Here is a 14,963-nt window from a genome sequence, read left to right as displayed (position 1 = left end):
TGGCTTATACCTGGTCAATCGAATGAGCAAACACGTCTCGGTTCACGCGGCTATTGCCCGATTTGAAGTAGGACGAGTGCGCACAAGCCGGAGAGACAAACCCAAACGTCGAGGAACATCCAAATGGATCGAGTCTCAAGAACTCGCGATCGACTTGCATCCCCGTTGCGATCAAGCTGCCGCCGACACCGTCACCTCGCGCATTCAGGTTGATCCAATGGTCGACCATCTGCGGTTTCCTGCCATCGTCGGGACGCAAACGTTTCGCCACAAACTTAATCGCCAACGCCGCTCCCACGGTAAACCAATTGTGGACACGGCCAGGCAACCCTTCGCGTTCGAGCGACCGCAGTGCCTCATACGCGACCACCGTCCCCCAGCTATGGCTGATCAGTTCGATCGATTTGCCTTGCTGCAGCAGCGGACGAACGACAGCGGTGCATTCGTCGATCACCAGACGGCGAATCCGATCGCTGGACAGGTATTTGACAAAATCATCAACGCAATCGAGTCCCGGAATCCCAAACGCCGCTCGAGGTACCGCCCCTTCGATTTCGCGATCGATCCCGCGATCACCACTTCGTTCGGCGCGTTCGGCAATCTGCTCGGCCGCTTCGCGTGCCATTCGCTCTTCTAAGATTGCTTCTAGCATCAGCTCCATCTCTTGCTGTTGCACCGGATCAACTTCGCGACTGAGTTCACGGTTCATTTTGGAGACATGCTTGCTCCATAGCACCTCTTTCCGATTGGCGTCCAGCGTATTGCGGGTTTGCGATGACAGATAAGGTGCCATCGCATTCCACCATCCATCGGAATAATGAGCGGCATGTTCACAGATCCCATGAACGTAAACCAAGGCTTGTCCGCTCGCTCGCTCGCCGACCAGCAGCCCCTCGCGACCGCTTCCCGGCTGAGTCGACGCCAAGTGGTCGGCAATTTGCTGTAATGTGGCCAACAATTGCTTCCAGTCCGCTGCGGAAATGTTCGGCAACAATGGCGATCCGGTCTCCGTCCCAGCGTCGCCGATGCCGGCATCGTCACCACCACTGGCCTTCTTGCCACCAAACACCACGCTGGATGTACTACTTGGCTCGAGCTGGGGAACTTGATCGAAACGCTCTTCACGCAAACGACTGCGTAGCGAACGGATCACTGACGATGCCGTGCGATCCTCTCCGGCCTTGCGAATCGCGTCGCAGAAGTAATAGGTAAAGGCGCCGTGAAAGTCGTTACCAATGAACGCATCGGCACTGGTTTGATCGTCTCGACAACCTGACCACAGCACGTGGTTCATCTTTTCTTCACCGTCACCCCGCGAGCGTGTTCTTTCGAACACCCCACGAAACGAACGAGATTTGGTCGCATCCGCGATCGCCACTTGCACCTCAATCGGAGGCGGTGCGAAGCGGGCCAGCACGGTATGGCGGTCGATTTCGTCAGGAGTTGCCGGCCGGACTCCTGCAATCTCGTCCACGCTGCGTGCTGCCGCTCTTACGTCGCCGCGACTTCGCTCGGCCGCCACGTGATCCAGCGACAGTGAACCTGCGGTTAAAAAATCGGTCTTAGCAGCACGGCTTAACTCAGGAGCAATAAAACGGGTGCCCGTTCCGCTATGGCAACAATCCAGCACAAATGTCACATCGACACCGTCGGGAATCTGCTCCGTCCACGCTCGCAACTCGTCATCAAGCAGATAGGTTTTAGGATCTTTCCAATCCATTCCGTACAAACAAAGTAGTTCATCTCGAAAATCGGCCTCGCCCGCCTCGCCGTCGGTATCGGCGGTGTACGATCCATGTCCGGAAAAATGAAATACCAGCCGGTCGCCTGGCTGTGCATCTTTAAGCAACCACTTCCAACCCTTGTTCAATTCGGACTTCGTCACCTCGGCATCCGTTCGCACTCGGATGTGATCGGGGTCAAACCCGAATTCATCGACTAACAATCGTTTCAGCGAACGCGTGTCATTGATGCACCCTCGCAGATCACCAATCGTTTTGTAGTCGTTGATTCCCGACAAAAATGCTCGACTCGCCATCGCAATCGTCTCCGTTGCCTCGACTAAGATCTTGGTGAAAAGTCAACAAAGGGACACTGTCGACCTTCCTCAGGTTACACCCACTCACATCGGCGCACAAGCAAAAGAGGAGACGATAAAAAATTAACCGAGAAAATGCCTTTCTTGCTCCCATTGAAGCACAATTTCACATAGAGTGATTTAGATTCCTATGACATCAAAGGTGACATTTATTCACTGCGGAGCGTTTTTCTTGGTCTCCATCACAAACTCATCCGGCACACCGCAACGCTCTACGAAGCGGCTCAGCGAGAATGGCCGATCCGCTGCAACATCGAGCGTACGTTTAGCGCCGAAGCAATCACTCGTAGCTGATCAAACGTCAACGCAACGAGCGATCGAATACCTATTGGCGTTAAAAGGCGAAAATGCCGACAAACTACTCGCCGATGCGGGGTTAAAACCAAGAGGGACAAAAGTACAGGCCTATGATCGGCTTCGCAGTGGCGTTGCCAGCGGCAAGATTTCGCTAGAGCAAATCCAGCAATGGCTCGAGGAAGTCGAGGGCTGGGGGAATCACCAAATCCACCTTTTTGACGTCACCGACGCTGTCTGCGACCGGCTATCCAGCAAACGCAAAGCGGTTTCGTTGCTTTCGAAACTCCATCTCGGACATCTCCTCGACGCAGAGCGTCCGCTATGGCCGGAGCAAGAGCCTGCAATTTTCCGCATCAGTTTTCAGGAATCAAAATTGCGAGTTGGCTGGGCGCAAGAACGCATCTGGAAACGACGCGAGGAAAGCGAGGATTATCAGGACGGCGATCTCTGGTTCAACGCCTATCGGATTCAGCATCGTCGCTGTTTCCACTATTTTGAACTCGACACCGTCACGGGCAAATCTTCGCTGATCATGAGCAAATTGCCTTCGGGTGATAAATACAGCGACCTGAAAGAAAAATTGCTCGGCGACCTCGATCCGATCGTCTCCATCAACGGTTTGCAAATAGTCGACCTGCGGCCTGCGGTCTTGGCACTGGAATCTTCGGATAAAGTCCTGCGTCGGCGACTGAATTTGATCACCAACGAACAAACAAGGATCGAGATCATCAGTAATGCGATCGACCACGATGCCTACGATGACCCGAGCATTCGCAAGGCACGCAAACAATGGGCTGGCGATGTCGCCGCTAGCCGGGGCCACTTTTTTTGGCAAATCACAACTGGTGAAGTCACGCGACTGATCGGCACAAAATTGCTGCCTCGAGAGAATCGATTCTCAATCGAAGGCCAGTGCAGTGAGACGGAGGTTGCCTATGTACTTCAATGCATGCGAGCAATTAGCTGACAAACGGCCTGCCTTTCGCACGACGGTCGAAGCCATCGATGCTTTGCTGTACCGCAATCAAGGCCGGGATATCACGCTCGCTTTTCTGACACAATTCCTGACTTCGCCAAGGCGAGAAATCGCGTTTGTGTTCGATTCATTGTGTGATGACCCTAACTTTTCGAGACGAACGGTCGACTTTTGCCAAACGCACGAGCAACCGCTTTTGCCATCAGGCCAATGCGATCTTTGCGACGAAGGTCAAGAAACAACGAGCACCCAAACCGACGTGATCAAGGTTCCGCTTGTCCAACCCCCGAAACAAGATCCTTCCCTCCATCCGGCGCCACCCCGTGTGCTGATCAGCTACAGCCACGATTCGCCCGAACATGCAGACCGCGTTCTTCAGCTGGCGAATTCGCTTCGCGGTCACGGTGTCGATTGCCGAATTGACCGCGAGGATCCCGATCCCGACGAGGGCTGGACGCTCTGGATGAAAAACAATCTTCGCGAAGCCAAATTCGTGCTTTGTGTCTGCACCGAAACCTATAAACGACGATTTGATGGCCAAGAAACCGAGGGCGTCGGTCGCGGCGTTCAGTGGGAAGCAAGACTCACGCGTAATTACCTCTATCGCACCCCAAATGCGAATAAAAAGTTTCGGGTCGTGCTGCTGGGGTCGGAGTCGGAAAAATCGATCCCTGACGAACTGCGTGACTACACCTTTTATCGCCTGGACGACTTTTCGATGAACAACGAGATGTTCAGAAAACTGTTCCGTTTACTCACTGAGCAAGAGAAAAACGTCATCGTTCCCCTTGGCCCTTTGACCCAAATCGAAGGCTGATCACTTGCCGATTCGTCGCAGAGTTGCCCGCAATCCGTAATGGATCGTGCTAAAGATCCAACATCACGTCACGCGTCACTCCTTCCGCAACATGGCTTTCATTCCACGTCGGCTTCACAGCCACCATTGAACAACCTTAGTGAGCCGTCGTTCCATTCACTGTGGTGCTGGAGATGACGCTTTTGGGATGCAGACGGTCCCAAAACGATCGCTTGGGCTGGGGTGGCGGAACCATCGCTCGGTCCAACAATTGTTTCGTCAACTCGGGGTCGGCATATGGCGTGGCAGACACGACGTGCGGTGCAACGTAAGTCGGTTCGACCGGCACGTTTGGTGAATCAAAACTGCTGGCCGCTGCCGCACCGGCCCGAGGCTGCGGCGGCGGGGCTGGTTGGGTCATCAGCTGCTGCAGTTTCAACTTCGCGGCTTCATGCACGTGCGAGGTGGGCTGAACCGCACTCGCTTCGGGTACGAGATCGTTCTTGTCGTCCACATCCGCCGCCCCCGCTTTGTCAAACAGCCCTGGACCTCGTCCGCCAGCGGGCATGAACGCGGCTTGCGGATTTGCCGGAGTTCCCTGTTTACGCATGATGCCTAAGAATTCGCGGTCGTATTGTTTTTCGGCGATTGGAGTCCACACCATGTGGCCCCCCTCGAGACTCGCTTCGTAAACCGAAATCTCAGCATAGTTCTCGATCTTCGGTGGAACCTTGACAATTTCGGTGCTGCCGTCGGCGTGAAAGACCGTTTTCGTTCCCCACTGATCCATCGGGAACTGCGTCACGTCAAACACCTCGTCTTTTTGAGCGCGATCCATCGCTTCAGCCAATGCCGCCACATCGCTCGCGCCGACCGGTCCGCCAGTCCCCGCCAAACTCTTCAAATTCGCAACACTGTTGATCACATCGCTGGCCCCGCCCAAACCCAGATTCATCGCAGCCCCCTGGGCCATGATGTTTTGTGCCGTGGAACTGTCTTTCATGTAGTAAGGTCCCAGCCCCGTGAATTGCCAACCGTTGACCAAGTTCATTGCGGCGCGAATTTCACCCGGACCGCCATTGATCTCGAGGGTGTATTTCTGAGTCAAATCGGGAACGAACACGATTTCGTAGGTAAAGAACATATGCGGCCCCAGCCCATCGTTGACAAGCGACTTGGAATCGGGCCCGCTAGGGATTTCATCGGAGTGAAGCGTTGGATTGTGTGCCACTCCGTCAAACGGTGCCATGTCTGCGTTGTCCGCCGCAGCCGAACCACCGCCTTGCATCGAACTGCTTCCCGATCGGCTAAAGTTGCCGGTCAGATCGAGTTTGGCGTAGTTGGCTTGGTCGTCAAAACTGGTGGGAATCGGCGCCGACCCGGTCAACCCGACCTTGGCGTCTTCGACATGGTAAAAATTCTTTGAAATCACCAACAACGGCTTGGGCAAATAAAACGGAATCCCCGGAGCCTCGCAGAGGTTGGCCGGTGATGCGGGGCGTGCGGTGATATGCGGCTTTTGGTGCTTGTATTGCATGTAGCCACAACCGCCCATCGAGACGCATAAAGCGGCTGAAAGCGAAGTGGTGAAAACTCGCATGAATCGATTACGTAACATCAAAGCACTCCCGACGCGACGCTTCGCGTGACTTCGTTTGAGTAAATAGCGGCGGGTTCTTCGGACGCATTGCATCCGGATTAACCCGCATGACCGTCAAATCGGGAAACTTGCTTGCGATCGTTTGCGGAACAACAATACTAAAGGAACTAGCACCCTACCCCCATCGCGTCGTACCGGTTAGGTAAAGTTTGCGGGCCTGCACGCGAGGGCGCCCATGTCGACTGGGACCGCTTGCAGAACAACCGAAGGAAACCGAGATGGCGAAGGAAAAGAAAAAGTCGAGCTCCCAGTCCAAGAAAGAAGCCCGCTCCAAACAGAAAGCCCAGTCGAAAGCAAAATCCAAAGACAAAACAAAGTCCAGCACCGCGAGCAAGAAACGCGCAACTAGCCCCGAGCCGCTGGCTGATTTAATGGACCGCCGTCATCCGCAGAGTCTGTTTGTCCGCAGCGAGCAAATCGTCGGCAATGACCCCGGTGAACCGGTGACCACCGGACGTTTCCTAGCCACGACCCTGGATGCTACGCCCGAGGCGACCAAGCAAATGCTGCGAGAGTTGCAGGATCAAGTCGGGGTTCGACGAGTGGTCAGCTCTCGTGACGGCGGCGTCTTTGAGATGCCGAAGGACGCCGAAGCGATGGTGCTGCAATCACTTGGCATTGTCGTTCTCTGCGTCGATCCATCGCAAACCAAGGCACTGGCGTCAACGTCGCGTGGCCAATCCAAACGAAAACAAGCCGGGTTTGTGGTCGAGCCTGAATATTATTGCCAGCACGCAGTGCGGTCACGATCGGCGGTGTCCGCAGATTACTTGCGAGGTTACCGTGACGCGTTAGACCAGTGGATCGAACAACCGGACTTGGAACAGAAACTAATTTATGAACCCGAGCCGCTCGATCGTGGATTGCCGCCATCGCCTGAACCCAAATTGCCGCTTGGCCTGCAGACAAGAACGCAGCCATTCCGATCGCCGGAACCATCATCCACCTGGGGATTGCAGCAAACGCGAGTCGACTTGTGTCCGCTGTCCGGTAACGGAGTTCGCGTTGCCGTGATCGATTCGGGACTCGATTTGCAGCATCCTGGGTTCACCGACCGCATCGCGAAGACCGTTAGCTATGTCGGACGTTCGGCTCAAGACGATCACGGTCATGGAACCCACTGCGCTGGGACGCTTTGTGGACAAGAAACGACCACGTTACGCTATGGGATTGCTCGCAAGGCCGAATTGTATGTGGCCAAGGTGTTGGATCAGAATGGACGTGGGATGGAAGCCAATGTGATCGCGGGCATCGAATGGGCGATCAACCAAGGGTGCCGTGTGATCTCGGTGTCAATCGAGCGAGGGGTCGATAGTTGCAGCAGCGGATTTTCAAACGCGTATGAGGCAGCGGGACTGCGAGCGATTCAGCAGAACTCGCTTGTGATCGCGGCCGCAGGAAATCGTTCCCGGCGGTCGGCCGGGATCCAGCGACGCGTATCCGCACCCGCCAATACGCCCTCGATTGTTGGTGTCGGTGCCATTCGCGAGTCGGGACATGTCGCTGATTTCTCAAATCGAACCTTTTGTCGATACGGGGAAGTCGATTTTGTGGCCCCCGGTGTTGACGTGTTCTCAAGCGACATCACGTCAGACCAATATCGCACTCGCGATGGAACCAGCATGGCAACACCGCATGTCGCGGGGATTGCCGCATTGTTGATCGAACAGGATCCTGGTCTCGGCGGCGAGGCATTGTACCGACGACTGAAAGAATTAAGTCTGATGTCTTCCGAGCTCGATCCTGCCGACTACGGCCACGGCATGCCGCGAGCGCTGCAGTAGGCGGCGGACAGGCGGGCAGGGAGTGAGGAGTGAGGAGTGAGGAGTGAGGAGTGAGGAGTGAGGAGTGAGGAGTGAGGAGTGAGGAGTGAGGAGTGAGGAGTGAGGAGTCGTGGGCCGGTGACTAAACGCAGCGGAAAGAGACATGGGGCACGGAGATTGTCGCCCAGCTTTCCAAGCTGGTAGCGGTGCGGTGGCGAGGTGGCTCGCGAGGTCGGCGGGGTGTTTTCAGCCGCGGCGGTCCAGCGTGACGGACGCTGACGGCTTGGAAAGCCGTGCGACAATCGGCGGTGTTCTGTCACTTCGCTCGACGCAGCCTTGAGAGAGAGGTCGCGCAGCGCCCTTCAGCGATTGCGTTCGGGTTGTGATAAACGTGCAACTTTAAAAAGCGTATGCGAGGGTGAGGGCCGACCGAGCGAATCGGGATGCCCTGCAGCGCAGCGGTCACAGTTTGCCCCGCCATGCAACGCTCCTTCACACAATGGACGACCTCAAATTTGACAAACCGGTCAAAATCAATTCGGCGATTCGTCGTGGATCGGTGCAGTAGAACAGTTCGCGGTTGGCGTCATCGCCCAAACCATTATGAAGCGCATTCGCGAGCCCGCCACGGCCATACGACTTGATCTCCTCGGCAAGTTCCTCGCGTGTCTTGAACTCCTGGTTGTGTTGACGGTAAATATTCGACAATTGGTCGTAGTTCTGCACATTGGCTCGTGCCGTCTCGGTCGTCATCTCCGATCGATCGCGTTGTTCGAGCAAATCGATCACCAGTCTCGTACACCCGCCAACCGCGCCAACTAAAAACAGAGGCTTGCCAGCACGCAATGACAACAAAGGCTCCTCAATCAATCCCGCGTAGCGTCCCTTGTAACCTTCAATCTTCCCGCCCATCACAACCCGAGCGAAACAGTCTTGGGTCATTTTTTCTCGCATCGCCGTCATCGCTGGCCCCCAGGCGTGTTGATGCGGAATCGTGTCGGGGTTCACAAAACCGTTAGACTGTGGCTTCAGCTCCGATTCGGACAATCCCAATTCAGGGCATGGAACCATTTCCAAGTCTGCAATCGTGCCAAACCGATTGAGTACCTGTTCACCGTAGTTCTTCCAAAGCGGCCACGGAGCAACGTTAAGAATCGGCTTGATGTCAGCGCCAAATGATCTCGCCAGATTTCGATAACCTGTCACGAGTTGAAACAACCGCAGCGTGAAGTTGTCGGGATCGTTGAGTTTTTCGGGCTCAAGCTTGCCTCCGTAGGCGATCCGCACCCCCGCAACCAACAGATACAGATGAATCTCGTCGGTGATCGTTCGCAAATGCCATGGTGTTAACCCGTGTCTGGCGAGCACTTCGCTGTCGGATACAGAGACGGCGATCGTGAGCGGCTCGGGAAGATGCAAAACTTGCGACATCCGCATCAGCGGTGTCTCGAACGTTGCATTGGGCCGAAGTCCGCTCAGCACGTTGTATTCCTCACCCGTTAGCGGTGGATCGGGATACAGAAATGCTGAGTCGTCTGGATACATCGCCAAGTGGACGGCTTCCGGCGATACGTCAATCGCAATCTCCTTTTCTCTTGCTTGACCTTGCATCAGATTGGCATAGTGAGCCCGAGTCAGCGTTTCCAGGATACTGGCGCTCAGCACCATTCGGGCCGCGATTGGCCGGAACGTTTGCAATTGCTCGTCGATTTCTTGCTGATTGACGTTCTCCCCCAGGCATCGACGTAGCGTCGCTTCATCGGGGATCGGCCAGCGAACGACTTTGGCATTTCCGCCATAGGGAAAACTACGCGGCTCGCCATCTCGAAGCGCATCGACGACCAGAATCGGTGTAGCAACTTCTTTGGCATAGGCAGCCTCCATGCGGCACCAGGACGATTTGGCCCAAGAATCGGTGAGAAAGACGATGACGAGATCGGCCTTGCGTATTCCCTCCTTGATCGCCGTCGTAAACTCTTCGGTCAGTTCAATCTTGCCAGCGTCGTACCACTGATCGATCCGCATCGTCGACACTTCTTCGAGCACACGGTGGACAGGTCCCTTTCGATTCGCGTCCAAGTCGGCCTTTGCGTGACTAAGGAAAAAGCTTACCGGTGCCGGGGCGAGTGAGTTGGATGCGTCGGGGGCTTGCCCTGGATTACGAAGCAAGATCAGTGCTCGCACCGCCAACTGAAACGTCAATTCTTCTTCTCGAGCCTGCTGATCTTGATCCGCTTTGAAGGTCAGGAAATTGAGCGCCGATAGCGTTTCATCCAACTGAACCCCTTGATCGTCCAACGACACCAGCAGCACCGCATGCCGCCGCGGATCGTGACGATTCACCAACTCCTTTGCAAACGCCGCCCACTGGTTCCCTGTTCCACCGCCAACTCTCCGATTCATTCGCGCATCAGCAATCACGACAACCACCGAGTGCTCTGCAGCATCGAGGTCAAGCCAATCGGGGTCGTTGGGGATCGCAGGATCGGGAGCCAATCGAGGAGGCAAGCCGTCACGACGATCTGGAGTCAAAAAGATTGGCACCCGTAACCCACGCACTGCGGGAGCCGCCAAGAACTTCGGCACCAGCGATTCCGCAACCGCCCGCCCATCCGCAGAATCGGGGTGAAACAACAGATGAATATGCAATGGGGGCAGATAAGGCATCGGATGCTCCGTCACTTGGGTGTTTTCATTTCGCGTTACCATTTCACCATTTTACAGCAGCAGGAACGAGCCAGACGATCGAGCCCCTCGAAAACTTCGCTTCGTCCGTCCGAAGAAACGACTCGAGCAATGCAGTGAAACAAAAACTGCCCGTCGACCGTCATCGATTGAGGGGCCGTTAGGGCGCATGTTGTCTATTTCCACAAATCTCGACACGTTCGGCCACACGGTTGCAAGAGTGAAAGTAGAAGAGGCCCTTTCGTGATGCAAGCGGTTGTCCCAACACTGAACTCACCGTCGCGTCCCCCGAGAGAACGAAACGATGGCTGCTGAACAAGGTAAATGCACACCCCTTTCGTCATTCTTGATAGGCGAACTGGGTTTTGGTGACTCCGTTGGGTTGGCACCAATCGAGTTTTTGAATGGCGGTGAACAGGTCGTAGGCGGTTTGCGCTGCCACAGTGGAATACTTTTCTTTTTTGTCGCCGTAGCGGAATGAGAATTCTGCGCAGAGAATCCTGCTTTTCGCTGCGTGCGACCAAAGGATCACCGCAACCGAGCCGTCAACGTCGTCGCTCAGTCGCAACTTGAGCCCCTTGCGGACTTGTTCGTGTGCAACAAAACCATGGACATTGAAAACCGGAGTTTTTCCTGGCAATCGCCTACCGTCGCGTGGCAATTTGCCAAGAACTGGAAATAGCCGTGATGCCTCGGCGACGGTGTCGGGCAAATCTCCTCCCCGACTCGGGATGGTGACCGATCGGGAAAAACGACTGGCAAACGGTGCTGCAATGTCTTCTTCGAATTTCGATTCCCCTTCCAACTTGTTTGCAGGGCGCAGGTCCACGCCCGCGGCGAGGTAGCGATCAGAACTGCGACACTTCAACGTGAATTCGCCGTCACCCGAACTTCCCTTTTCCTGCCGATGCCGCAAGACAAGTTGATTGTGGCGAAACGAGAAATCGGGAGTGTCCAAAAAGCGAATCTTGCGTTGATCGAATCGGTCAAACCGCTTTGACACCTTGGCATCCAAACGTTTGGCGAGTCGCTGCAAATCCTGCCTGATCTCTTCGAATCCATCGCGTGTGTTATTGAACAAACAAGGATCGAGCATCGCCTTGTATTCACGCGAGGTGACCAGACGAATTGTCGATTTTCCCATAGCATGACTCTCGGTTTCACAATCACTTACGCGACGACGGTTTCACCTTAAAAACAAGCCATTCTTCAACATCGAGTGCATACTACCGGTTGCCGCTGAGAAACTCAAATATTTTGATCTGTTTTCCGATCCACGCCACTAGGCTCTGTCTAAAAACCGTAGTGGAAGTCGCGGGTGGCTGGTTGATTTAAATGAAATGTAGATTGCACTACTGAGCCGTTGGCCGTGAGGCCTCGGGTGATGCATTGGACCCGGCCGCTGACGCGTCGCGGCTCAGTAAATCAGCAAATAAATTGACGGAGTGATCAATGTGCCTACTCGGTAACGTCCACGGTGGCTTCGCCGGAGGACACATCGTTTGGGTTGACAACCGCCACATTCAACTTGCCTGGTTTCGCAATATCCGCCGCGATAAGATTTAGGTTGATCTTCGTACTGGCAACACTTTTCGGTTCACGCAGTGAGCCATTCACCTTCACTTTGCAACCGGTGACGAAGCTTGTACCGCGAATTTCAAGCGAAGGCGGTGGGGTCGTTCCCTTCTTGATGGCACGCGGAATGATCTCGGAAATAACCGGCTTGGTCGCATCACGCTGTAGCGGTTCGCTGCGGCGATCCGCTTTTTTGGTGGTGAGAATGGTTTCGACCAACTCTTTTAACTTGAGCGTCGCTTGGTCGGAGAACAGTCCAACCAGTGCCGCGATCATCGCAATGCCAAATAGATTGTCGACCGATTCGCCGGCGATATGGCCGCGTCCTACCACGAAGAAAACGATCAGGGCAAGCCCGGCGCCGATACAAGGCTGGAACAGATACCACCAACACCAACTCGGCGAGAATTGCCGGTTTCCGACAAATGCAGTGAACGATGCCACCGAGTGCAACAAACTACCAAAGGCTCCCATTAGCAACACGAAAATCAGAATGTCTCTTTTATGGGAAGCCCCCGATTCGACCGAGGCGATGAGAGTCACATTTGCAGCTGCGCGAATCAACTCGTCCTTCTCGTCTTGAGCAATCACTGTCAGCGTTTGCGTTTCTTCGATCCTGGCCGGAGCCTGATAGACTCCGCCCTCGGATATCTTGCCTACGTTCGGCTCGATGCCCCAAGCAATTTTTGAGGATGATGATGAATTGACTTTGGCATCTGGCGCCGCCTCCGGTTCACTGTCTCCGACTTCGGTCACGGTGGCAAACGGGATCACCTGCGATGCTCTTGCGGTGATCTCGACAGGCAAAACCTGAAGTTGTTTAGAATCCGAAAGGATGACAACCGCAGTTCCGGAGCTCCCCGATGCGTCAACGCTCTCCGCCGTGACAACCACATGCTCCGCTTTGGAAAATTCAGCCGGTGCCGTGTAGACTCCCGTCACGTCGTCGAGGGAGCCGCTGTCGGTTATCCCGCTTTTCGTCTTGGACCATCGAAAGGCCGTGACGTCGTCATCAGTGCGTCCGGCAACCGATGCCGAAAACGCGAGTTTTTCAGTCTTCTTCAACGTTACCATGGGAGGACTGACAATCACTTGCGGCGTTTCGGGTGGCGAATAAAGTTGTTCCCACCTGTCGACGATGGCCCAAATCAACAACGCACCGAGAATAGATAAATAGACGCCAAGGAACAATCGCTTCAACGGTGTGTCCAGCAACGTGATCGTCGCGTTAGCAAAACGCTGCGGCTCGTCGCGACTACGAGCGGTAAGTACGACCGACCGTGGACGCCAAATGCACCAGGGCGCCGTATAAACTCCTTCTTGCGTCATCTTGCCCGTTAAAGGTTTCTCCCAGGTTAATGGCTCCTCAGGTTCGGCACTGAACAACTGCTGCTGTCGCGCTGTCAACTCAACAGTCGCAGGGATCAACTTCAGCGCGGGGGAGGGTGGCAACAGCGTCATTGTTGCCCGATCGATTTCCGACCCGCCGGCTGCTTTTACGATTAAATGGACCTCTTGCTGCTCGGCGATCTGACCCGGAGCGGTGTAGCGATGACTCTCGGCATCCCAAGTTCCCATTTCCGGAGGCTCGATGGTGCTGCCATCGGGAAGTTGCTCGACGCTGAAATCAACGGATTCCGAGGCTCTCAGTCTTTTCGTTTTTGGTGTAATCATGCCTCGCATTTCCCCGGGTAGATGAAGCGGTGGTATGGCAGTTGAAGTCCTCAACAACGTCAAGGATCGAAAGTCGCCGTTTGCTGCTGCGACTTTTGTCGCTACGGCATCGGTGTGAGTTTTTGATCGTAGGATTTTCGTAAAACGACCGTGGGTTCAACGAACCGTACTGGACCGGTGCTTCGCACGATCGCTTCGCCGAGTGTCATGTGCTTGGCGGCGCGAGCGTAGTCGCCCATCGCGGCGTTCACCGCGGCCAATGCTCGGTAATCCCAATACGTCCGGGGTTCGCGAGACGCAAACACCGACTGCACGTCCGCTTTCGCCGCAGCAATGCGGGCGGCATCCGGCGAATGAGTCGCTAACAGATACGCCCGATGGCTTCTTGCTTCGTTCATCTTGGGGGCAAGTTCGATTGCACGATCGAGATTTCGCTCGGCTTCATCAAACTTGCCAAGTTCAGTTTGCACCTGCCCAAGATTGCTCCACAGGTACGCGTTTTCTTCGGGATACATTTCCAATTCGATCGCCGCTTTAAAATCCGCTTCCGCCGCGGCCAACTCATCTCCAATCGCCAATCGCACCACGCCCCGTCCGGCAACCGCTTCGCCATCGGCCGCATCGAGCGTCACGGCCATCGAAAAATCTTCGAGCGCAGCGGCGTAGTCGGTCTGGTCGTATAGGACGCGGCCCCGGGCTTTGCGGGCAAAACCATCGTGCGGATCAAGCTTGACAGCCAAATCGAGTTGCTTTCGAGCCGAATCGACGTTGCCAAGATCGTGTTGTAGCGCCCCCATGTACTTGCGTGAGAACGCATGATTCGGATCAAGCTGGATCGCCTTGGTGAAGTCGTCCAGTGCGTTTTGGTTTTGCCCGACTTGGTAGTAGGCCAAGCCGCGTCCCATCCAAGCGGGCACCGATTTGGGATCGTCTTGGATGCCGCGGGTAAAGGTAGCGATAGCCGCCGGCTGATCCTGGGCCGTGATTTGAGCATAGGCAAGCGGTTCGAGATAATCGCCTGGCGAGTTCGCGATCTTCAGTGCTTTTTTTAGATCGGCGATCCCTTCGGCATGTTTTCCGATTGCCATCCGCACAGTACCGCGTGACAAATAATCGCGCGCGTTGGCTCCCGTAGCAAACGGTTTACTGAAAAATGCCTCCGCCGCATCGAGCTTGACTACATCCTCGATCGCCAACCAACCGGGACGACCGCGACTGACCAAGATTTTGGAACCGTTTACCTGCAGCACTTTTAAGACTTGCCCGGCCCCAGCTTGGTCAACACTTTTGGCGTTTTGGACGATGGAGACATCGCGGCGGGCTGCGACCAAATCTCCCTGCTCCAATGCAAACGCAAAATTCGCGTTCAAACAAGCAAGGACCAATGCCACCACAGCCTTCACTCTCATCGTACTTTCCCTGCAGCGTATATTTTGTTG

The 14,963-nt window shown here is 55.1% G+C and carries 9 protein-coding genes; 3 read left to right on the top strand and 6 right to left on the bottom strand.

The annotated features are described in order from the left end of the window. Nucleotides 1-4: 4 nt before the first annotated feature. Complete coding sequence (locus ABEA92_RS07215; RefSeq protein WP_345683130.1) at nucleotides 5-2,038, bottom strand: caspase family protein; 2,034 nt, start codon at nucleotides 2,036-2,038, stop codon at nucleotides 5-7. 232 nt (nucleotides 2,039-2,270) lie between these two features. Between ABEA92_RS07215 and ABEA92_RS07210 the strand changes: the two genes are divergently transcribed. Together ABEA92_RS07210 and ABEA92_RS07205 are read left to right on the top strand one after the other, a co-directional pair. After that, entirely contained in the window at nucleotides 2,271-3,362 is a 1,092-nt protein-coding gene (locus tag ABEA92_RS07210) for a hypothetical protein (protein WP_345683129.1), read from the top strand. Further along, nucleotides 3,331-4,188: a toll/interleukin-1 receptor domain-containing protein gene (locus tag ABEA92_RS07205; protein ID WP_345683128.1), complete on the top strand. Its 858-nt coding sequence runs from the start codon at nucleotides 3,331-3,333 to the stop codon at nucleotides 4,186-4,188. Before ABEA92_RS07210 ends, ABEA92_RS07205 begins: the two co-directional genes overlap by 32 nt. 136 nt (nucleotides 4,189-4,324) lie before the next feature. On the opposite strand, the gene ABEA92_RS07200 is transcribed toward ABEA92_RS07205, so the two are convergent. Continuing rightward, a complete protein-coding gene (locus ABEA92_RS07200; RefSeq protein ID WP_345683127.1) occupies nucleotides 4,325-5,785 on the bottom strand; it encodes a hypothetical protein in 1,461 nt (486 codons plus the stop codon). Between the two features lie 260 nt (nucleotides 5,786-6,045). Between ABEA92_RS07200 and ABEA92_RS07195 the strand changes: the two genes are divergently transcribed. Next, entirely contained in the window at nucleotides 6,046-7,611 is a 1,566-nt protein-coding gene (locus tag ABEA92_RS07195; RefSeq protein ID WP_345683126.1) for a S8 family serine peptidase, read from the top strand. Between the two features lie 471 nt (nucleotides 7,612-8,082). Here ABEA92_RS07195 and ABEA92_RS07190 read toward each other — a convergent pair whose 3' ends face one another. The 4 genes from ABEA92_RS07190 to ABEA92_RS07175 form a co-directional block, all read right to left on the bottom strand. Beyond that, a complete protein-coding gene (locus ABEA92_RS07190) occupies nucleotides 8,083-10,257 on the bottom strand; it encodes a TIR domain-containing protein (RefSeq protein WP_345683125.1) in 2,175 nt (724 codons plus the stop codon). Between the two features lie 358 nt (nucleotides 10,258-10,615). Further along, nucleotides 10,616-11,419 (bottom strand): CYTH domain-containing protein, encoded by an 804-nt coding sequence (locus ABEA92_RS07185; RefSeq protein WP_345683124.1) that lies wholly within the window; start codon nucleotides 11,417-11,419, stop codon nucleotides 10,616-10,618. Between the two features lie 314 nt (nucleotides 11,420-11,733). Further along, entirely contained in the window at nucleotides 11,734-13,524 is a 1,791-nt protein-coding gene (locus ABEA92_RS07180) for a hypothetical protein (RefSeq protein ID WP_345683123.1), read from the bottom strand. A gap of 101 nt (nucleotides 13,525-13,625) precedes the next feature. Next, nucleotides 13,626-14,933: a tetratricopeptide repeat protein gene (locus ABEA92_RS07175; RefSeq protein ID WP_345683122.1), complete on the bottom strand. Its 1,308-nt coding sequence runs from the start codon at nucleotides 14,931-14,933 to the stop codon at nucleotides 13,626-13,628. Between the last annotated feature and the right edge of the window lie 30 nt (nucleotides 14,934-14,963).

The organism is Novipirellula caenicola (assembly GCF_039545035.1).
In the GTDB taxonomy this organism is placed as follows: domain Bacteria; phylum Planctomycetota; class Planctomycetia; order Pirellulales; family Pirellulaceae; genus Novipirellula; species Novipirellula caenicola.
This window is presented reverse-complemented; position numbering and strand designations above follow the sequence as displayed.